Annotated in this window: 20 protein-coding genes, 1 tRNA gene, 1 rRNA gene and 2 pseudogenes; 11 read left to right on the top strand and 13 right to left on the bottom strand. The window is 68.0% G+C overall.

The genetic code is table 11. The features are described from left to right. The 4 genes and pseudogenes from AOZ13_RS09560 to AOZ13_RS09545 all read right to left on the bottom strand — a co-directional run. Positions 1-202: pseudogene (locus tag AOZ13_RS09560) on the bottom strand (hypothetical protein); the annotation flags it as partial. A 47-nt stretch (positions 203-249) separates the two neighbouring features. After that, positions 250-729 (bottom strand): hypothetical protein, encoded by a 480-nt coding sequence (locus AOZ13_RS09555; RefSeq protein WP_020222486.1) that lies wholly within the window; start codon positions 727-729, stop codon positions 250-252. Continuing rightward, positions 729-1,583 (bottom strand): DUF3100 domain-containing protein, encoded by an 855-nt coding sequence (locus AOZ13_RS09550; protein ID WP_049934047.1) that lies wholly within the window; start codon positions 1,581-1,583, stop codon positions 729-731. The genes AOZ13_RS09555 and AOZ13_RS09550 overlap by 1 nt, the downstream gene beginning before the upstream one ends. 331 nt (positions 1,584-1,914) lie before the next feature. Beyond that, entirely contained in the window at positions 1,915-3,006 is a 1,092-nt protein-coding gene (locus AOZ13_RS09545) for an aminopeptidase (protein ID WP_020222778.1), read from the bottom strand. 77 nt (positions 3,007-3,083) lie between these two features. Here AOZ13_RS09545 and AOZ13_RS09540 point away from each other — a divergent pair. Further along, positions 3,084-4,129 (top strand): annotated as a pseudogene (locus AOZ13_RS09540) (threonine aldolase family protein). On the opposite strand, the gene AOZ13_RS15310 reads toward AOZ13_RS09540, so the two are convergent. Next, on the bottom strand, positions 4,126-4,230 hold the full coding sequence (locus tag AOZ13_RS15310) for a DUF7859 family protein (protein WP_449404300.1): 105 nt from the start codon (positions 4,228-4,230) through the stop codon (positions 4,126-4,128). The pseudogene AOZ13_RS09540 and the gene AOZ13_RS15310 sit on opposite strands and share 4 nt — an antisense overlap. A 177-nt stretch (positions 4,231-4,407) precedes the next feature. Further along, entirely contained in the window at positions 4,408-4,923 is a 516-nt protein-coding gene (locus tag AOZ13_RS09535; RefSeq protein ID WP_049934048.1) for a metallophosphoesterase, read from the bottom strand. 76 nt (positions 4,924-4,999) lie between these two features. Between AOZ13_RS09535 and AOZ13_RS09530 the strand changes: the two genes are divergently transcribed. Together AOZ13_RS09530 and AOZ13_RS09525 are read left to right on the top strand one after the other, a co-directional pair. Continuing rightward, complete coding sequence (locus AOZ13_RS09530; RefSeq protein ID WP_020222490.1) at positions 5,000-5,965, top strand: cation diffusion facilitator family transporter; 966 nt, start codon at positions 5,000-5,002, stop codon at positions 5,963-5,965. Positions 5,966-6,013: 48 nt separating this feature from the next. Next, the gene (locus AOZ13_RS09525) at positions 6,014-8,557 is read left to right on the top strand and encodes a DEAD/DEAH box helicase (RefSeq protein WP_021780437.1); all 2,544 of its coding nucleotides are present in this window, start codon (positions 6,014-6,016) and stop codon (positions 8,555-8,557) included. Positions 8,558-8,575: 18 nt separating this feature from the next. Here AOZ13_RS09525 and AOZ13_RS09520 read toward each other — a convergent pair whose 3' ends face one another. Both AOZ13_RS09520 and AOZ13_RS15745 read right to left on the bottom strand, forming a co-directional pair. After that, on the bottom strand, positions 8,576-8,968 hold the full coding sequence (locus AOZ13_RS09520) for a universal stress protein (protein ID WP_020222854.1): 393 nt from the start codon (positions 8,966-8,968) through the stop codon (positions 8,576-8,578). A 33-nt stretch (positions 8,969-9,001) separates the two neighbouring features. Continuing rightward, positions 9,002-9,784 (bottom strand): Sjogren's syndrome/scleroderma autoantigen 1 family protein, encoded by a 783-nt coding sequence (locus tag AOZ13_RS15745; protein ID WP_021780436.1) that lies wholly within the window; start codon positions 9,782-9,784, stop codon positions 9,002-9,004. A gap of 120 nt (positions 9,785-9,904) precedes the next feature. Between AOZ13_RS15745 and mdh the strand changes: the two genes are divergently transcribed. Continuing rightward, a complete protein-coding gene (gene mdh, locus AOZ13_RS09510) occupies positions 9,905-10,819 on the top strand; it encodes a malate dehydrogenase (protein ID WP_020222206.1) in 915 nt (304 codons plus the stop codon). Here mdh and AOZ13_RS15305 read toward each other — a convergent pair. Together AOZ13_RS15305 and AOZ13_RS09505 are read right to left on the bottom strand one after the other, a co-directional pair. After that, positions 10,816-10,944: a hypothetical protein gene (locus AOZ13_RS15305; RefSeq protein ID WP_020222207.1), complete on the bottom strand. Its 129-nt coding sequence runs from the start codon at positions 10,942-10,944 to the stop codon at positions 10,816-10,818. The genes mdh and AOZ13_RS15305 overlap by 4 nt on opposite strands. Before the next feature lie 74 nt (positions 10,945-11,018). Continuing rightward, a complete protein-coding gene (locus tag AOZ13_RS09505) occupies positions 11,019-11,264 on the bottom strand; it encodes a ferredoxin (protein WP_020222208.1) in 246 nt (81 codons plus the stop codon). Between the two features lie 182 nt (positions 11,265-11,446). Here AOZ13_RS09505 and AOZ13_RS09500 point away from each other — a divergent pair, with 182 nt between their 5' ends. From AOZ13_RS09500 to AOZ13_RS09490, 3 genes are read left to right on the top strand one after another with little or no spacing between them, the layout of a single operon-like run. Further along, positions 11,447-13,699, top strand: a complete 2,253-nt coding sequence (locus tag AOZ13_RS09500; RefSeq protein WP_021780434.1) for an ATP-dependent DNA helicase — start codon at positions 11,447-11,449, stop codon at positions 13,697-13,699. Further along, positions 13,696-14,208 carry a KEOPS complex subunit Cgi121 gene (cgi121, locus tag AOZ13_RS09495; RefSeq protein ID WP_021780433.1) on the top strand — a complete coding sequence of 171 codons (513 nt, stop codon included), beginning with the start codon at positions 13,696-13,698 and terminating at the stop codon, positions 14,206-14,208. The genes AOZ13_RS09500 and cgi121 overlap by 4 nt, the downstream gene beginning before the upstream one ends. A 55-nt stretch (positions 14,209-14,263) precedes the next feature. Next, the gene (locus AOZ13_RS09490) at positions 14,264-14,605 is read left to right on the top strand and encodes a DUF5789 family protein (protein WP_020222092.1); all 342 of its coding nucleotides are present in this window, start codon (positions 14,264-14,266) and stop codon (positions 14,603-14,605) included. Positions 14,606-15,032: 427 nt separating this feature from the next. On the opposite strand, the gene AOZ13_RS09485 is transcribed toward AOZ13_RS09490, so the two are convergent. Continuing rightward, positions 15,033-15,105 (bottom strand) — tRNA-Gln (locus tag AOZ13_RS09485). Positions 15,106-15,517: 412 nt separating this feature from the next. Here AOZ13_RS09485 and AOZ13_RS09480 point away from each other — a divergent pair. Further along, the gene (locus AOZ13_RS09480) at positions 15,518-16,948 is read left to right on the top strand and encodes a UbiD family decarboxylase (protein ID WP_044957912.1); all 1,431 of its coding nucleotides are present in this window, start codon (positions 15,518-15,520) and stop codon (positions 16,946-16,948) included. Then, positions 16,948-17,163, top strand: a complete 216-nt coding sequence (locus AOZ13_RS09475; RefSeq protein ID WP_020222094.1) for a non-oxidative hydroxyarylic acid decarboxylases subunit D — start codon at positions 16,948-16,950, stop codon at positions 17,161-17,163. The genes AOZ13_RS09480 and AOZ13_RS09475 overlap by 1 nt, the downstream gene beginning before the upstream one ends. A gap of 1 nt (position 17,164) precedes the next feature. On the opposite strand, the gene AOZ13_RS09470 is transcribed toward AOZ13_RS09475, so the two are convergent. After that, complete coding sequence (locus tag AOZ13_RS09470; protein ID WP_020222095.1) at positions 17,165-17,743, bottom strand: UbiX family flavin prenyltransferase; 579 nt, start codon at positions 17,741-17,743, stop codon at positions 17,165-17,167. A 143-nt stretch (positions 17,744-17,886) separates the two neighbouring features. Here AOZ13_RS09470 and AOZ13_RS09465 point away from each other — a divergent pair, with 143 nt between their 5' ends. Next, positions 17,887-18,279 carry a VOC family protein gene (locus tag AOZ13_RS09465; RefSeq protein WP_020222096.1) on the top strand — a complete coding sequence of 131 codons (393 nt, stop codon included), beginning with the start codon at positions 17,887-17,889 and terminating at the stop codon, positions 18,277-18,279. A gap of 61 nt (positions 18,280-18,340) precedes the next feature. After that, complete coding sequence (locus AOZ13_RS09460) at positions 18,341-18,916, top strand: IMP cyclohydrolase (RefSeq protein WP_020222097.1); 576 nt, start codon at positions 18,341-18,343, stop codon at positions 18,914-18,916. Between the two features lie 464 nt (positions 18,917-19,380). Here the strand turns inward: AOZ13_RS09460 and rrf are convergent. Then, a 5S ribosomal RNA gene (gene rrf / locus AOZ13_RS09455) occupies positions 19,381-19,502 on the bottom strand. Positions 19,503-19,572: the final 70 nt, after the last annotated feature.

The following is a 19,572-nucleotide window of genomic DNA, read 5'->3' as shown; positions in this document are numbered from 1 at the left end:
TCGACGTCGAGACCGAGATCTTCGAGGCCTCGGCGACCTTGCGCGTCGTCGCCGTCTCCTTGTAGCCCAGTTCCGGTTCGGCCTGCACGTCGCTCGCGAACGCCACGAGGTCGTCCGCCCGCTCGTCGATGGCGGCACAGGCGGCGTCCTTCAGCGCGGCCGTCTCCGTGCGTCGAGTTCGGAAGTCACAAGCGTACGACACGCCGGACCGGTGATAACGATGTAGGTCCGCGGGTGATACCGTCGGAATCAGATGATCCCCTGCGCCGAGAGGACGATCTGGGCGACGATCGCGGAGCCGAAGAAGGTGCCCAAGAAGACGAGGCAGGCGACGAGGATGAGCTTCCACGAGACCTCCCGCATCCGCTGGACCTGCAACGCGACGGAGAGACCGGCGTACGCGAGGATCGGCGTCGTCGTCGCGAGGAAGTTGATCGGTTTCGTCAGCCCGACGACCGTCTCCTGCACCGGCGAGTACGGGAGCGAGAGGCAGAAGGCGATGATCATGGCGTAGGCGAACGCCGGGAGTTCGATCGGGGCGAATCGCGCGAGCAGGAGGCTGGCGAGTCCGATAACGATGATCAGCGCCATTCCGGGCGCGGCGGCGACGATGCCGCCGTCGTAGCCGATGCGGTTCCCGACGAGCGTGATGACGCCGACGACGACGAGCATCAGGAGCGCGCACGCGGTGAACTCCCGCGTTTCGAGCGGGTGTGTGCGTGTCGCCATCAGCGCTCACCTCCGATGACGGGTTCGAGGCGATCGTAGAGCCAGTTCACGAGGGGGAGACCGATGACGAGAACCATGTAGAGACCGGTGATCCCGGTGAGGAGGTTACTCGTCGCGGCGAAGGAGAGGAGCTGTTCTTTCGGGACGCTGTCGACCGCGGTGGCGAGCGAGGCCGAACAGGCCGTCATCATGCTCGCGCTCCCGATCCCGCACGCCATCGAGAGGGCGAGCGGGTTCAGCCCCGTCGCGGGCGCGAACCCGCCCAGAACGCCGAAGAAGATCGTCCCGAGAACGGTCCCCACGAGGTAGGTGCCGAGGACGCCGCGACCCTCCGGGGACTCGATGCCGTACTTGTCCGTGATGATGCCGAGCGTCGGCTCGCGCGCGATGCTGACCGCGCTCCCGATGGCCTCGCGCTTCAAGCCGAGCAGGAGCGCGAACGGGAGCGCGATGAAGATCGTCCCGAGGTTCCCGAACTCCTGCAGGACGAACGCGGGCCCGGCGCTGATGAGATCGGCGAACGACGGCCCGACGAGCGTCCCGTACTTCACACCGAGCGGCAGCAACGCGACGGTGAGGAGCGGCGCACTCAGGACGCTCACATCCTCCGAGACGAACCGACGTAGCGGCGCGACGTACTGGCCGAGGACGCTGTAACTGATCCCGATTCCGATGACGACGGCGAACAGCATCGGGAGCAGCACGATCTGTCCCGGGCCGAGCGGGATCGTCCGCTTGCCGATGGCCTCGGTGACGACGACGATGATGAAGACGATGAGGTGCGTGCGGAGGTGGACGCGCCACCGACCGGCGAGCCGGATGGGGAGCCACCGCCCCGCGTCGTCCGAACTCATGTGGTTATCACTACCATACCGGTGGGTGCCGATGACGGTACTTAAGCGTATCTCCCCGTGAGCGTTCACGATGTGATCGACCGATGGCGTCGGCTCTACGGGAGAAAATATGATAGATTGACACGATGCGCGTCGCGACGGGCCTCGCGACCGAAGGGGTCGGTATTCCGCGACTCCTCGCTGACGCTCGGTGCCGCCCTATCCTCGCGGGTCGTCCCTCCCCGTTCGGCTGTTCGGTGGTCCCTCGCTGACGCTCGGTGCCGCCCTATCCTCGCGGGTCGTCCCTCCCCGTTCGGCTGTTCGGTGGCCCCTCGCTGACGCTCGGTGCCACCTACTCCTCAAACACGAACGTCCCGTCCTCCTGCACGACCTCGCCGTCGACCTCGATGCGCGAGTCCTCGCTCATGTCGACGATCATGTCGACGTGGACGGCGGACTCGTTCGGTTCGCGCTCTGCGGGGACGCACTCGTCGTACGCCATCCCGACCGCGAGGTGGACGGTATCACCCATCTTCTCGTCGAACAGCATGTTGTAGGTGAACCGATCGATGTCGCGGTTCATCCCGATGCCGAGTTCGCCGAGGTAGCGCGCGCCCGGGTCGGTGTCGAGCACGTCGCCGAGGACGTCCGCGTTCCGGTCGGCATCGTAGTCGACGACGCGTCCCTCCTCGAATTCGAGATACGCGTTCTCGATCTCGTGGCTCTGATGATAGAGCGGGAGGTCGAAGCGCACCTCGCCCGCGACGCTGTCGGGGACGGGCGCGGTGAACACCTCGCCGCCCGGGAGGTTGTGCTCGCCGTGGTCGTTGAGCGTCTGCATGCCCGCAACGCTCATCGTGAGGTCCGTCTCCTCGCCGGAAACGATGCGCACCTCGTCGGCGGGATCGAGGATCTCGACCATCTGCTGTTGGTGCTCGCGCTGGGCCTCCCAGTCCTTGTCGACGGCGTTCCACACGAAGTCCTCGTACGCCTCGGTGCTCATGTCGGCGAGCTGGGCGTTCGCGGGCGTCGGGTACTGCGTGAGACACCAGCGCGTGTCGAGGAGTTCGCTGCGCGCGGGGGCGTAGGCGCGCTGGTAGGCGGCCTGCGCGTCGCCGTCGACGTCGCGCATCTCGGTGACGTTCTCGTCGCCGCGCACGCGGATCGCGGCGTCGACGTTCTCGTAGAGCGCGGTGAGGTGATCGGGTTCGTCGAGGTCCTCGGCGTCGACATTGCGGAGGTAGGCGCGTTCGGCGCGCGAACTCCCGAATCGGCCGTTGTAGAGCATCACGGGATGCGCGCCGCGCTCGGCGAGGAGTTCGTAGACGGCGACCGCGAAGTCCTCCGCGGCGGGCGGGGCGGTGACGACGACGCGATCCCCCGCTTCGATGTCGGTGGAGTGCTCGACGACGATCTCGGCGTGACTGCGGACGCGCGGGTCCATGTGCAGAGACACGGTGAGGGGTGGCAAACCGCTTGCGGAGGGGGCGGGATTTTGGCCCTCGACGCGAAAGGACGCGCATGGACGAGACGACGGCGGTTCGCGAGCCGGTCGACCTCCGCAGCGACACAGTGACGATGCCGAGCGATCGGATGCGCGAGGCGGCGGCGAACGCGCCGGTCGGCGACGACGTCTACGGCGAGGATCCGAGCGTGAACGACCTCGAAGCGACGGCGGCCGAGGTGTTGGGCACCGAGGCGGCGCTCTACCTCCCGTCGGGGACGATGGCGAACCAGACGGCGGCGCGCGTCCACACCGAGCGCGGGCAGGAAGCGATCGTGGAGACCGAGAGCCACGTCGTGCGCTACGAGAACGCGGGGTTCGCCCAGCACAGCGGCGTCCAGATCCGGCCGGTGGACGCTGGCGATCGGGCCGTCCCGAGCGCCGCACAGGTCGCTGACGCGGTCATCGCGGACGACCTCCACCGACCCGGGACAGGGCTGCTCTGTCTGGAGAACACGCACAACGCGAAGGGTGGCCTCGTCGCGACGCCCGACGCGATCGCGGCGGCCGCGGAGGCGGCGCACGACCGGGACGTCCCGGTCCACCTCGACGGCGCACGCCTCGCGAACGCGGCCGTCGCCGCGGACGTCCCGCTGTCGGCGTTCGCCGCGCACGTCGACTCGGTGAGCCTCTGCCTCTCGAAGGGACTCGGCGCGCCGGTCGGCACCGTGCTCGCGGGCAGCGAGGCGTTCGTCGCGACGGCGCGCGGCGTCCGCAAGCTCCTCGGCGGCGGGATGCGACAAGCGGGGTTGATCGCCGCGCCCGCACGACTCGCGTTGACGGAGAACGTCGCGCGCCTCGCGGACGACCACGCGAACGCCAACCGCCTCGCGGCCGGGATCGACGGTCTCGACGGACTGCGCGCGCCGGCGCGGAGACGAACGTCGTGCTCGTTGACACGTCCGAGTCGGCAATCGACGCCGAGACGTTCGTCGAGCGCTGCGCGGACGCGGGCGTCCTCGGGAGCGCGTTCGGCCCCGAGACGGTCCGTTTTTGCACCCACCTCGACGTCGACACGGCGGCGATCGAGACGGCGCTGGAGCGGATCGAGACGGTCGTCTAGCGATCGCGTCGCCCCTCGCGGAAGCTCAACAGCGTCCGGCGGAGGAGGAGGTAACAGAAGAAGAAGAACCCGATGACGAGCGCGAGGAGGACGTAGAACATCGGATCGGACGGGAGACCGAGCATACGAGACGTGTGCGCCGCGGACGCCAAAGCGGTTTCGCCGAGGTCGTCGGTCGCGGTGTGTGAAAAGCGCGTTTGAGTCTGGGGTACGGACTTGAAACGAGAGCGCGCAGGGGGAGACGGGTGCGGCGACCGCGGCGGCGCCGCGCCCGCCCGCTAGTTTCGGCCCTCCACCCGGAACGATTCGAGGACGGCGCCCTCGCGGTCGCGTATCTCGCCCGCGAGTCCGTTCCCGTCGGGAGTGAGTTCCGCGTGGGAGGCGGGATTCCCCCGCGGTTCGGCGTGGCTCCCCGGATTCAACAGCACGCAGTAGTCGGTCTCGGTGACGGACGGCCGATGCGTGTGTCCGGAGATCACGAGGTCGGCGCCGCGCTCGCGCCCGAACATCGCGAGACCGGTCGGGCCGCCGCGCTGGCGGTGCGTGAGCGCGACGCGGACGCCCGCGAGCTCGATCGTCCGAGCCTCGGGGAGACGCTCGCGCACCGCGTCGGTGTCGCTGTTGCCGTGGACGGCGTGGAGGCGCTCCGAGACGTCGTGGAAGGCGTCGAGGGCGGCTTCCGTCGTGAAGTCGCCGGCGTGGATCGTCGCGTCGGCGCGCTCGACGGTCTCGCGCGCGTCGCCGACGAGTTCGTGGCCGCTCCGGCTGTGCGTGTCGCTGAGGACGGCGAACATGGAGCGGGAGAGGGGACGGACGAAGAAAGACCCGACGCCCCGAGCCTTTAGGGGACAGCGGTCGTCGTCTCCCGTGATGGCGAGTTCGAAGCGCGTCGTGGTCGCCGCGGGGGCGGCGAACGCGGCCATCGCGGCCCTGAAATTCGTCGGCTACATCCTCACCGGGAGTCCGGCGATGCTCTCAGAGACGTATCACTCCATCTCCGATACGGGCAATCAGGTCTTCCTCCTCATCGGCCTGCGCTCGTCGAGCAGGGAGGCCGACCGCACCCACCCGTTCGGTTACGGGAAAGCGCAGTTCTTCTACTCCTTCCTCGTGAGCGTCCTGCTCTTCGGCATCGCCGGCTGGGAGTCCTTCTCGCACGGCTATCACGCGATCACGGGCGGGCACGCGGAGGCGCTCGAAGGAGCGGTCCACCTGCTCGGCGCGTCGTTCCCCGCCGTCTACGTCAACTACGCGGTGCTGGTCGGCGCGTTCTGCTTCGAGGGGTACGCTCTCACGACCGCGTACGGCGGGATGCGCTCCGACATGATCGAGAACGACTGGAGCGGCTTCGCGGAGACGTTCCGGAAGACGAGCAACGTCACGACGCTGACGGCGTTCACGGAGGACACCGTCTCGGTCAGCGGGATCGTGATCGCGTTCGTCGGCGTCTCCCTCAGCGACGCCACGGGGAACCCGCTGTGGGACGGTCTCGCCGCGCTCGTCATCGGCGTGCTCCTGATGGGGTTCGCGCTCGCGCTCGCGTGGGAGAACCGCCGGCTCCTCATCGGCGAGTCGATGCCCGAAGAGCAGGAGGACGAGCTGCGCGCGACCGTCGCCGGGTGGGACGGCGTGGTCGGCGTTCGAGACTTCCGGACCGTCTACTTCGGGCCGAACCGCGTGCTCGTCGCGGCGGACGTCGCGTTCGCCCACGACCTCGACACCGCGGCGGTCGACGAACACATCACCGCGATGGAGGACGCCATCATCGAGCGAAACGAGAACGTCCGAAAGGTGTACATCGAGCCGGAGACGTCCGCGAGCACGGGCGGGCACTGACGGCGGCGCGGAAACCTTAACCGGGCGAGCGACCAACTACCGACGACAATGGCGGCCACCGACGCGGACGCGGCGGAGTCGTACGTCGAGCATCCGCTGCTCGCCGAGGGATTCCTCGAGGACCGCCGCTACCAGACCGAACTCGTCGAGACGGCCGTCGCCGACCACACGCTCGTCTGTCTCCCGACGGGTCTCGGGAAGACGGCCGTGAGCCTCCGCGTCACGGCCGAGCGCCTCCGCGGCGACGTGGGCGCGAAGAGCCTCCTGCTCGCGCCGACGAAACCGCTCGTCGAACAGCACGCCACCTTCTACCGCGAGGCGCTCGAAATCCCGGACGACGAGATCGTCGTCTTCACGGGCGACGTCCGACCGGACGATCGTGCCGACCTCTGGAGCTCGGCGCGCGTCGTCGTCGCGACGCCGCAAGTGGTGGAGAACGACCTCGTGGGCGGCCGGATCGACCTCCGGGACGTCGTCCACGTCACCTTCGACGAGTGCCACCGCGCGAGCGGCGACTACGCGTACGTCTACATCGCCGAGCGGTACCACGCGGACGCCGCCGACCCGCTCGTGACCGGGATGAGCGCGTCGCCGGGCGGCGACGAGGAGGAGATCCTCGGCGTCTGCGCGAACCTCGGCGTCCGCGACGTCGCCGTGATGACGGAGGAGGACGCCGACGTCGCCGACTACACCCACGACACCGAGGTCGAGTGGGTTCGCATCGACCTCCCCGAGGAAGTGCTGGAGATCCGCGACTCGCTGAACGACGTCATCACCGAGCGCTTGGAGACGCTGAAGGAACTCGGCGTCACGCGCTCGACGCAGCCCGATATGTCGCAGAAGGACCTCAATCGGATGCGCGGGAAGCTACGGGAACTCATCGACAACGACCAGTCGGAGGGATACGAGGGGATGAGCCTCCACGCGGAGGTGATGAAGCTCCGGCGCGCCGTCGAACTCGTCGAGACGCAGAGCGTCGAGTCGGTGCGACGGTACTTCGAACGACAGAAGAACGCCGCGCGCTCCTCGGGGGCGTCGAAGGCCTCACAGCGGCTCGTGAGCGAGCCGCGGGTGAAGGAGGCGATGCGGCGCGCCGATGAGTTCGACGGTCTCCACCCGAAGTTCCGGCGCGTCCGCATGCTGCTCGCCGAGACGCTGGGCATCGAGGGGGGCGAGCGGGTCATCGTCTTCACGGAGTCGCGCGACACCGCCGAGGCGCTCACCGAGTTCCTCAGCGATCACTTCGACGCGCGGCGCTTCGTCGGGCAGGGCGACAAGGAGGGCAGCGATGGCATGACGCAGAAAGAGCAGGGAGAGGTGCTGGACGCGTTCAAGGCCGGGGCGTTCGAGGTGCTCGTCTCGACGAGCGTCGCCGAGGAGGGTCTCGACGTCCCCGAGGTCGATCTCGTCTGCTTCTTCGAACCCGTCCCGACGGCGATCCGCTCCGTCCAGCGCAAGGGCCGAACCGGTCGACAGGCCGAGGGCCGCGTCGTCGTCCTGATGGCCGACGATACCCGAGACGAGGCGTTCTTCTGGATCTCGCGCCGCCGCGAGGAGGAGATGGAGGAGGAACTGCGGACCCTCCAGTCGCTCGCGGACGACTTCGAGACCGAACTCGACGACGGGCAGGGAACGCTCGGGGAGTACGCGGACGGCGAGGCACCAGCGAGTGCCGCGAACGGCGCGGGGAGCGGGGCGGTCGGCGCTGCGGGCGGGGAGGGTGACGCGATCGGCGCGACGGGCGACGACGGCGTCCCGAGTTCCGCGGACGGACAGGTCGGTCTCGCGGACTTCGACGACGGATCGGACGACGCGGAGGCGACGGGCGCGAGTGGCGGCGACGGAACGGGTGACGACGCCGGCGGGCGCGACGAGAGCGTCGCCGGAGATGGGGAGGGCACCGTCGCGCGCGCCGACCCGCCCGAAGAGGAGGACCACGTAGAGGTAGTGGTCGATCAGCGCGAACTGGAGTCGACGATCGCGCGCGACCTCTCGAAGCGCGAGCACGTCGAGACGCGACTGGAGACGCTCGCGGTCGGCGACTACGTCGTCTCGGATCGCGTCGCGCTCGAACGCAAGAGCGTCACGGACTTCCTCGACACCCTGCTGGGCGGGGAGCGCGACCTCTTCGAGCAGGCGCGCGACCTCACCCGCCACTACGACCGGCCGGTGCTCCTCCTCGAAGGGGGCGACCTCTACGGCGAGCGCAACGTCCACCCGAACGCCATCCGGGGCGCGCTCGCGTCGCTCGCCGTCGACTACGGCATCAGCGTCCTGCGGACCGAGGACGAGGACGACACCACGGACATGCTCGACGTGCTCGCGGGGCGCGAACAGCTCACCCGCGATCGAGAGGTGTCGGTGCACGGCGAGAAGGGCGCGAAGACGCTCGCGGAACAGCAGGAGTACGTAGTATCGAGCATCGCGGACGTCGGGCCGGTGACCGCGCGCGCCCTCCTCGACCACTTCGGGAGCGTCGAGACCGTGATGACCGCCGACGAGGAGACCCTCAAGGAAGCGGACGGCGTCGGCGACGTGACGGCCGAGCGCGTGCGCGAAGTCGTCGCGAGCGAGTATCGGCCACAGAAATAGGACCGGACCCGACTAGGACTAAGGAACGACCGAGACGGGGACGCGCTCGGCGTCCATCACTGTCTCGGTCGCGCTCCCGAGGATGGCACGCTCGACTGCCCCGGCGCCGTGGTGGCCCATCACGACGTGATCGTATCCCTCCTCCGCGACGAGTTCGACGACGTCCTCGCCGATACGATCCGACGGCCGGAAGTCGAGGCTGATGTCCGTGCGGACGTCGGGTTCGTCCTCGACATCGTTGGCGTCGAGGACGTCTCGCGCGCGTTCGAGGATCGCGTCGGTCGCCTCGTCGCGCGCGTCCGTGATGTGGACGACGTGGAGCGCCGCGTCGTAACGGGTCGCCATCCCGGTGGCGAACTCCAACGCGCGGAAGCTACAGTCGGAGCCGTCGATGGGGACGAGTATCTTCACGACTCACGTCTCGCCGCCCGGCGAGTTAAAGGTTCAGCGGAGAGCGTCGAGCGCCTCGGCGGCCTCGCGGGCGGCCGCGGCGAGTTCGCGGGCGGATCGGGGGTCGTCGGCCGCGGCGGCGCGCTCGGCGAGCGACGCGACGCTCCGCGAGAGCGCCGCGCGAGCGTCGGCGGTGTCGCCCCCGGCGTCGCCGGTCGTCGGGACGTCGTCTCCGCCGTTCGGCGGCGCCCGCTCGTGCGTCGCCGCTCCGGCACGCGCCGCCGTCGGCGCGTCGATCGGGGGACGCGTCGGCTCCGGCTCGGACTCGTGGCCGCCGTGCGCGTGCGCCTCGGGGGAATCCGCGTCCACGTCGCCGACGCCCGTGACGGAGGTCGTCGGCGCGCCCGTGGACGGGCGCGCCGCGGCTGACGCGTCGGCGTCGGTGGTCGTCCCATCGTCACTCTCGGCTCCGACGGCGCGCTCGCCCTCGGCGTCCCCGCGAACGTCGGCGGCCGCCTCGACGGCATCGCTCGCATCGCTCGCGGACGCGGACACGGACGCCGCGTCGACGTCAGCGTCGACGTCAGCGTCGACGTCAGCGTCGGCAGCGGGTTCGCCCTCCGCCTGACAGGTCGGGCAGAACTCCCTGCCCTCGTGGCGAAAGAGCGGATTGCCGCACCGATCGCAGTGCTTGTTCGTCATCGTCGCGCCCTGTAGGAGGAGGTCGCTCATCCGGCCGGTGCGCTCGCGGTCCTCGCGCTCGGCCGCGTACTTCTCGCGGAGTTCGCGCTTCTGTGCCTCGCGGTCGAACCCCTCGGGGTCGTCGCGGTCGCTCATACCCGTACCGAGGGCGCGCGCGCCGAAAAGCGTGGTGACGCCGGTGCACGTCGGCGATGCGTCGCACCGGGATCGGTGGCGGTACGCTTAACGGGTTCGGACGCGCCGGGTTCAGGTGTCATGACCAAAGTGAGCATCGTCGGTGCGGCGGGGACGGTCGGCGCGGCGGCGGGCTACAGCCTCGCGCTTCGGGACGTCGTGGACGAACTCGTGTTCGTCGACATCCCCGATCAGGAGGACGTCACGGTCGGGCAGGCCGCGGACGCGAACCACGGGATCGCCTACGACTCGAACACCGAGGTGTCTCAGGGGGACTACGCCGACACTGCGGGATCGGACGTCGTCGTCATCACCGCGGGCATCCCGCGCGAACCCGGGCAGTCGCGTCTCGACCTCGCGAGCGACAACGCCCCGATCATGGCGGACATCGGCGACTCGCTCGCCGAGCACTCCGACGACTTCGTCACCGTCACGACCTCGAATCCGGTCGATCTGCTCAATCGCCACCTCTACGAGACGGGCGAGCGCCCGCGCGAGCAGGTGATCGGCTTCGGCGGCCGCCTCGACTCCGCTCGCTTCCGCTACGTCCTCAGCGAGCGCTTCGAGACGCCCGTGCGGAACGTTGAGGCGACGATCCTCGGCGAGCACGGCGACGCCCAAGTGCCCGTGTTCTCGAAGGTCCGCGTGGACGGTCGCGATCCCGCGTTCTCCGACGAGCGGAAGACCGCCATCCTCGAGGAGCTACAGGAGTCCGCGATGGACGTCATCGAGCGCAAGGGCGCGACGGAGTGGGGACCCGCGACCGGCGTCGCGCACATGGTCGAGGCGATCGTGCGCGACACGGGCGAGGTGCTGCCCGCGAGCATCCCGCTCGAGGGCGAGTTCGGCTACACGGACACCGCGCTCGGCGTCCCCGTCAGGCTCGGCTCGAACGGCGTCGAGGAGATCGTCGAGTGGGATCTCACCGAGTACGAGCGCGACCAGCTCGGCGAAGCCGCGGAGAAACTCTCCGAACAGTACGCGGAACTCGTCTAGGCGGCGCCGTCGGAGGCCGGCGAAGGCGGGTCAGTGTCCGCCGTCTCCGCGGTCTCGGGCGCGCTCGGATCGCCGTCACGCTCGTTCGCCTCCCAGTCGAGGACTTCCTCCCACGTGTGGCACATGGTATCGTGACGTTCGCGTGAATACGACGCACGGAGAAAAGCGTTGCGCCGTCACGGGACGAGCGGCGGGCGCCTCAGACCACCTGCTCGCCGTCGTCGTCGTAGACGCGGATGGCGTCGACGGGGCAGGCGCGCGCCGCGAACTTCGCGTCCAGTTCGGCGTCCGCGGGAACGTCGCGAACGAAGACGCCGTCCGCCGTCTCCTCGCCGTCCGTGAGAATCGCCTTCCCGGCGTCCCGATCCGCCTCGAATCCCGCCTCCCACTCCGTGACGCACTGGTACATCCCGATACAGGCGTCCCGGTCGAACTCGACTCGCATACCCGGAGATGGGACCGGCGCGCGTTTAGCGGTGGCGGTGCCGTACGCTATCGCCCCGCTCGCCCGTCGATGTGATGGAGCGCGTCCGGGAGGTTCGTACGACGAGTCGGAAGGCGTCGGGCCGCCGAGGCGAGGGGATCCCACGCGACAGTTTAAACCCGAACGCGCGCCTAGCCCGCCCAATGAGAGTCACGGACCTGACGGGGCTCCCCGCGGGCGTCCCGGAGCACCTCGAAGAGGAAGGGATCGAGGAGCTTTACCCCCCGCAGGCCGAGGCCGTCGAGCGCGGCGTCACCGAGGGCGAGAGCCTCGTGGCGAGCGTCCCGACGGCGAGCGGCAAGACGCTCATCGCCGAGTTAGCGATGCTGGCGGCGGTCGAGCGCGGCGGGAAGGCCCTCTACATCGTCCCGCTGCGAGCGCTCGCGGGCGAGAAGGCGAGCGAGTTCGAGCGCTTCGAGCGATTCGGTCTCTCCGTCGGCGTCTCGACGGGCAACTACGAGAGCGACGGCGAGCGGCTGGCGAACAACGACGTCATCGTCGCCACCTCGGAGAAGGTGGACTCGCTCGTGCGCAACGGCGCGGGGTGGGTCGACGAGTTGGGATGCGTCGTCGCGGACGAAGTCCACCTCGTCGACGACGCCCACCGCGGGCCCACGTTGGAGGTGACGCTCGCGAAGCTCCGCGCGCGCGTGTCAGACCTCCAGACGGTGGCGCTCTCCGCGACCGTCGGCAACGCGGACGAGCTCGCCGCGTGGCTCGACGCCGAACTCGTCGACTCCGACTGGCGCCCCATCGAGCTACGCACCGGCGTACACTACGGGCAGGCGCTCCATCTCGACGACGGGACGACGCGCGAACTCCCGGTCGAACGCGGCGAGAGCCAGACGGCCGCCATCGTCCGCGACACCCTCCGGGACGACGGCTCGACGCTCGTCTTCGTGAACTCCCGGCGGAACGCGGAGGGCGCGGCCAAGCGCCTCGCGAGCGTCGTCGCGGCGGAACTCTCGACGGCGGAGCGCGCCGACCTCGCCGAGATCGCCGATGAGATTCGCGCCGTCAGCGACACGGAGACCTCGGAGACGCTCGCGAACGCGGTCGAGCGGGGCGCGGCCTTCCATCACGCGGGACTGGCGAGAGAGCACCGCGAACTCGTCGAGGAGGCCTTCCGCGACCGCTTGGTCAGGACCGTCTGTGCGACGCCGACGCTCGCCGCCGGCGTGAACACGCCCGCGCGCCGCGTCGTCGTGCGCGACTGGCAGCGCTACGACGGCGACGCCGGCGGGATGCAGCCCCTCGACGTCCTCGAAGTCCACCAGATGTTCGGCCGCGCGGGCCGGCCCGGTCTCGACCCGTACGGCGAGGCGGTGTTGGTGACGGACGACCACGACGGGCTGGAGGGGCTTTTCGAGAGGTATATCTACGCCGACCCCGAGCCCGTCCGCTCGAAGCTCGCCGCCGAGCCCGCGCTCCGGACGCACGTCCTCGCGACGGTCGCGACCGGGTTCGCGACCACGCGCGACGAACTCCTCGACTTCCTCGATGGAACGCTGTACGCCGAGCAAACGGATGAAGCCGGGCGGCTCGCGTCCGTGACGGACGACGTGCTCGCGTACCTCGACGCGAACGGGTTCGTCGACCGCGGTGAGGATCTCCGCGCGACGGAGACCGGCCACCTCGTCTCGCGGCTCTACGTCGATCCGATGAGCGCGGCGGAGATGATCCACGGACTCCGCGAGGCCGACGAGGAGACCACGCCGCTCGGCTTCTACCACCTCGTCTCGCGGACGCCGGACATGTACGAACTCTACCTCCGCTCGGGCGATCGGGAGACGTACACGGACGTCCTCTACGAGCGCGAGGCCGAGATCCCGGGATCGACGCCGTCAGAGTTCGAGGACGGCGCGTTCGAGGACTGGCTCGCCGCGCTGAAGACGGCGACGCTCATGGAGGACTGGACGGAGGAACTCGACGAGGAGCGCATCGCCGAACGCTACGGCGTCGGGCCGGGCGACATTCGCGGGAAGACCGAGACCGCGGAGTGGCTGCTCGGCGCGGCCGAGCGCCTCGCGGGCGAACTCGACCTCGACTGCGTTCGGGCCGTTCGGGACGCCCGCAAACGCGTCGACTACGGCGTCCGCGAGGAACTGCTCGATCTCGCGGGCGTCCGCGGCGTCGGACGCAAGCGCGCCCGCCGGCTCTATCGGGCGGGCGTCGAGGACCGGAGCGAACTGCGGAACGCCGACAAAGCGATCGTCCTCGGCGCGCTGCGCGGCCGGCGCAAGACCGCCGAGTCCGTCCTCGCGGCGGCCGGCCATCCGAACCCGGAGATGGACGACGTGCGCGCGGACCCGGACGCCGCACCCGAGGGGGCGACGGAGGCGGGCGAGTCGGAGGCGGGCGAACGGGGGCAGGCGAGCCTCGGTGATTTCGAGTGAGAATCGTCGAGGGCGTCGCGACGATCGATGACACGGACGCCTTCGTCGGGGCGCTCGGCGACATCGGCGACGCGAACGACTGCGTCGTGCAGGCGTTCGACGCGCGTTACGTCGCGGGCCACGACCACCTCGCGAGCGCGCTCGACCACGCCGAGCGGGCGTTCGAACGCGGGGAGAACGTCGCGCGCGAACGGGCGGTCGAGGTGCTACTCTACGCGGCGGGGCGCCGACAGATCCGCCGTGCGCTGACGATGGGCGTCGAGACCGGCGAAACGCCGGTCGTGGTGCTCGTCGCCGCCGATCACGCCGTTGCGGACCCGGAGGCAGCGGAAGCGGCGGCCGCGAACGCCGTCGCCGAGCGCGTGGGGCCCGGCGGCGGGTTCGACGCGCGCGACGAGGAGCGGATCCGCGACTTCTTCGAGATCGGCGACGCCGAGCTCGCGGCGACGGACGCGAGTCTCGAAGCGCTCGTCTGCGAGCGGGTGGCGCTCCTCGACGTGGAGAAATGACGCGGAGGCGAAGGAGGCCGCTACGTTCTTCCGGCCGGCGTCGGTAGCGCTACGCATGGCAGACCCGAACGAGCACGCGTCCGAGCGCAAGCACGAGCGGGCGGAGCACGTCGAGAACATCATCGACGAGACCGTCGAGGGACTGGAGTACCCGACGAACCCGAGCGAGATGAAGGCGGCGTACAGCGATCGGGTGAACGAGCTCCCAAACGAGACGGAGACGCTCGGCGACGTCTTCGACCGCCTCGCACCGGACGAGTACGACACGCCGCAGGACGCCCGTGAAGCCGTCCTCGGTGAACTCACCGGGAAGGCCGGCGTCGAACACGGCGACGAGGACGAGTACAATCCGGAGCGCGAACTCGACGCGATGGACGAAGAGGAACGAGAGGGGTGAGCCGGTAGTCGGACGGAGTCGTCGCGACACGCGCGAAAGCGGGGAGGCGCGTGTCGGCGTGTAGGGACCACGGGGGGCGGGGCGTACGAGAGCCGTCGGATCGCCGTCTGGTGGGTTCCACCCGAAACGGCGCCCGCGTTCGGCGTACGTGCGTCAGACGCACCCGCGGCTCAATCGCCCCGTTCGCCAAGCGGGGTTCCACGCACTCGCCGCCCACCGGGATCGTCCTCGACTCCGCGGTCGGGGGGTTCGTCGAGCGCGCGGCCGCGTCGGCGCGAGGAGACCCGCACGAAGCGCATCGTCACCGATCGCCGAAACGACAGCGAACGCGAGCAAGAAGAGCAGCGAGGCACGGCGTGAAAAGCCGAACGGCCGGGAGCGGAGGTGAGAGCGGCGTCGCTACGCGGCGTGAGATCGATGAGGAAGATAGTTCCACCAGGATTCGAACCTGGGTCGAAGCCCCCAGAAGGCTTCAGGATTGGCCGCTACCCCATGGAACTGCGCGTCGTTCGTCGCACCAATTCGTAGGCCGAGGGCAACCATGAGTCTTGCGGAGTGGGACGACGGAGTCACGAGAGCGGCCGCAGCGATGCGATAGCGAGCGTGTGCCCATCGCGACGAACCACCGGATAGATAGTCTGACTTCTGATGTATCCCCGTATATTCAATTTATATCTCAATGATGTGACTCGGGACGATGGCGCTCACGACTCGCTGATCGGACGTTTCGGATCGAACGCGTCGATACCTATTCGAGTGTTGTGAGCCTCGAAGGCCGTGAAAAGATGCCGTGAGGTCAGAATGTAATCACTCGAACGATGATTACGTACCCGCAATCCGGGGGTTTACTACTGGCCGACATCTACTCCAAATCGAGACTGACACGTGACGGACAAAAGCCTCCGAGCGTTCATGAAAACGCTCGACGAACACGACCGATTGGTACGCATCGAAGACGAAGTGGCCCTCGAACCCGACGTCGGCGCGCTCAGTCGCGCGTCGAACCTCGTCGAACAGGGCGGCGGACCCGCCATCCTCACCGAGGATTTGCGGGGGTATCCCACCGGGGAGCGACGGATCATCACGAACGTCCACGGATCGTGGAGGAACATCAACCTCGCCTTCGGTCTCGATCCCGAGACTTCGACGGAGGAACTCATCTTCGGGCCGTTCGTCGATCGGCGCGACGAGCGAGTCGAACCCGAGTACGTCGAACCCAGCGACGCGCCGGCGAAGCAGAACGTCGTCACGGGCGACGACGTCAGCCTCACGGACGCGATCCCGCTCTACCGGAACAACCTCGAAGACGGCGGCCCCTACATCACGAAGGGCGTCGTCGTCTCCAAGGACCCGATCGAGGGGTGGGAGAACCTCGGCATCTACCGCATCCAACTCAAAGACGACGAGACGCTGAAGGTTCAGCTCTTCCCCTTCCACAACTCCGGGCGGCACTTCTCGCACGCGATGGAGGCGGGCGAACCGCTGGAAGTGGCGGTGTTGATGGGTCTCGATCCCGTGACACCCATCGTCGCGAGCTCGCCGAACGAACCGGGAACCGACGATTACGCCATGGCCGGGGGGATCATGCAGGAGTCCGTGCCGGTGACCGATGGGGAGACCGTCGACCTCCCCGTCCACGCGAACGCCGAGTACGTCATCGAGGGCACCATCGATCCCTATCACCGGGAGTACGAGGGACCGATGGGAGAGTTCACCGGGACGTACTCGGAGATCAAGCGCCTCCCCGAGATGGACGTCAGCGCCATCACCTACCGCGACGATCCAATCTTCGAGAACCTCATCCCCGCGAAGCCCGCGCCCTTCGGCGAGGTGGAGTACCTCGCGGGGATCAACACGAGCGCGACGCTGTACAGCCAGATCAAGGATGACTTCCCCGGTGTTAAATCCGTCAACGCGACGTCGCCGCACGGGCTGATGGCCGTCGTCTCGATGCGCCCGGGAAGCGAGGGCGAGGGGAAGACCGCGGCGATGGACCTGATGTCCACCCCCCACGGATCGACGTACACGAAGCTCGTGATCGTCGTCGATGAGGACATCGATCCGTTCAACTGGCAGGAAATCGTCTGGTCGCTCTCCACCCGCCTCCACCCCGGTCGTGGTCTCACGCACATCGAGAACGCACCGGCGCTCGCGCTCGACCCGGCGGCCCTCTCGTTCGGCCGCGACGACCGCTACGACATGGACAAAATGATTATCGACACGACGCTTCCGTCACCGCCCGCCGACGACTTTCAGGGGATCGTCCTCGACCCCCGCCCGGAAGTCGACGAGTACGTCGAGACGCTTCGTGAGATGATCGGCGGACAGGAGGGTGAGAACTGATGGCCGAGGACTGTCCCCGCTGCGGCGTCACCGATACCGAAGTCGTCGCCACCTCGCCCGTTGAGGACGTCTGGACGCTCTATCGCTGCGATCGCTGCGAGTTCGTCTGGCGTGACACCGAGGATCGCGAGGAACTCACCCCGCACTTCGACGCCAGCGACGAGGAACTCGCGAACGCCGACGCCGTCCCGCCCGTCGAATACCCCGAGGACTGACTCAAGCCGACGACGGCCCAAGCCCCGCCCACTCCTCCGCGGAAACGTCGATCCCGTCGAAGTAAGAGAGCGCCCGGGAGGCCGTGTCCGTGACCATCTCGTCGATGCTCTCCGGTTCGTTGTAGAACGAGGGGAGCGGCGGCATGACGATCCCACCGGCGTCCGTCACCGAAAGCATGTTCTCGAGGTGAATGCGGTTGAGCGGCGTCTCGCGGGGGAGGAGGACGAGCGGGCGACGCTCTTTCAGCGCGACGTCGGCAGCGCGAACGATGAGATTCCCCGCGTCGCCGTGTGCGACGTTCGAGAGCGTCTTCATCGAACAGGGTGCGACGACCATCCCCGCCGTCTCGAAGGATCCGCTGGCCGGAGACGCGCCGATGTTCTCGTTGCTGTGAACGACGTCCGCGAGACCAGTGATATCAGCGGTGTCGTAGTCCGTCTCCTGCCGGATCGTGATCTGAGCGGAGTCCGAGAGGACGAGGTGTGTCTCGATATCCTGTGCGGCGAGGAGTTCGAGGAGTCGAATACCATATAACTGGCCGGTCGCGCCGGTCACACCGACGACGAGACGAGTAGGCATATACTACTCTACTGGATGATACACAAAGCGCCTTTCGTTCGCGTAAGGACCTGCCGAGACTGAAATTCGATATTTACATTCTGACATCCAGCGGGAAGTTCGACAGTCACAAGGGCTTTGCCGCGGTCACGCGAACCGTGCGCATGGAGATTCGGCAGGTCTTCGTGATGACGAGCGACCTCGAACGGTCCCGCGCGTTCTACGCGGCGCTCGGGTTCGATATCACCGAGGAGGGATCCCGATCGGTCGAGTTCGACACGGGAGCGGCGCGGCTGAAAATAGAGGAAGATTTCGACGAGGAGACGCTCGCCGCATTCGGGCTCGAACCACCGGGCGCCGAACGAGGCGATGGTGCGGTGATCGTTCTCGGCGTCGACGACATCGATAGCGTCGCCGACAGAGCCGAGGACGCCGTCGCGGCACACGGCGGCGAAATGCTCACCGGTCCACGCGACGTCGATTGGGGACGGCGCCTCTGTCTCGTCAGAGACCCTGACGGCTACGTCCTCGAACTCTCAGCGCCGATAGAGGGGTGACGAGCCGCGTACGTGCACACATCGACACCTATTTGTTCGATATGTGCGCACGTTCGCGCGTATGTACGTCGGACGATTCGTCGTCGTCGGTCCCGGTCTCGGGGCGTACCGCGTCTCCTCGCGCTCGTTCCCGAACCGGCAGGTCACCGCGCGGGAGAACGCGCTCACCGTCGGCCCGACGCCCGAAGCCCCCGAGACGGATAACCCCTACATCGCCTACAACTGCGTGCGCGTCGCTGGAGACGACCTCGCCGTCGTCGGCAACGGGGCACACGTCGATCCCATCGCGGAGAAACTCGACCTCGGCTATCCGCCGCGCGACGCACTCGCGACCGCACTATTCGCACTCGACTACGAGAAAGACGACTACGACACACCTCGTATCGCCGGTATCGTCACCGGAGACGACGCCTACATCGGTACCGTCCGCGCCGACGCCCTCATCGTGAAGCGCGTGACAGAGCCGACTATCGTGGCAACGTATGAAACGGATACCCCCGAGACATATCCGCTGGCGGCGACCGACGCGGAAGCAGCCGCGCGCGAAGTGTACGACGCGGACTTCGAGCACGCCGTCTGCGCGGCAGCCGCAGAAGTCGGCTCCAGCGGCGTCGAAACAGCCTACTACAACGGCTAACGCAGGACCGGAATACGAACCCCCGTCTCACGCGACTGCGAGTGCGGACGCGGGGACATCACATCGCCGAGCGAACGAAGGCGATTCACTCATCGAACGCTGCACTAACCGCCTCGACACGATCTTCTGAGGAGACGCGTCTCGTCTCACGGGATCCCCGCGGATTCCACGATCCCTCATCGAGGCGGAGCCCGCGATTCGGATACGTGGCAAGGATATCCCGGAATCCGTCTCGGGAATGCAACATCGAGTCCAGAACAGCCACTTGAAAGACCGCGAGACGCCGCGGAGAAACAAATGAAAGCAATCATGAAGCACGCCAAGCAGGCGTGACAGGGATCACAGACGGCCACACGTTACATAGAGATACCGCTATTGAGGAACCGACAGACTCGAACGCGAGAGCCGCCGCTCCTCGAGTCTGAAAGCGCGTGTGGGACCGAATCCGGTCCCGACTATGAATGGCGAGGCGGCGAATCAGTGTTCCCAGAGGCTCGCGCACTCCAGTACTACCTCATACGCAGGTGAGCTTAACTTCCGTGTTCGGGATGGGTACGGGTGTATCCTCACCGCTCTGGCCGCCTCAACGCCGATCTACGGAATCGAACCGTAGCTAACACCAGTTATCGGTCTCGAGATACCATGTATACGTGTAA

Origin of the sequence: Halarchaeum acidiphilum MH1-52-1, from assembly GCF_000474235.1 — an archaeon.
Taxonomy (GTDB): domain Archaea; phylum Halobacteriota; class Halobacteria; order Halobacteriales; family Halobacteriaceae; genus Halarchaeum; species Halarchaeum acidiphilum.
This window is presented reverse-complemented; position numbering and strand designations above follow the sequence as displayed.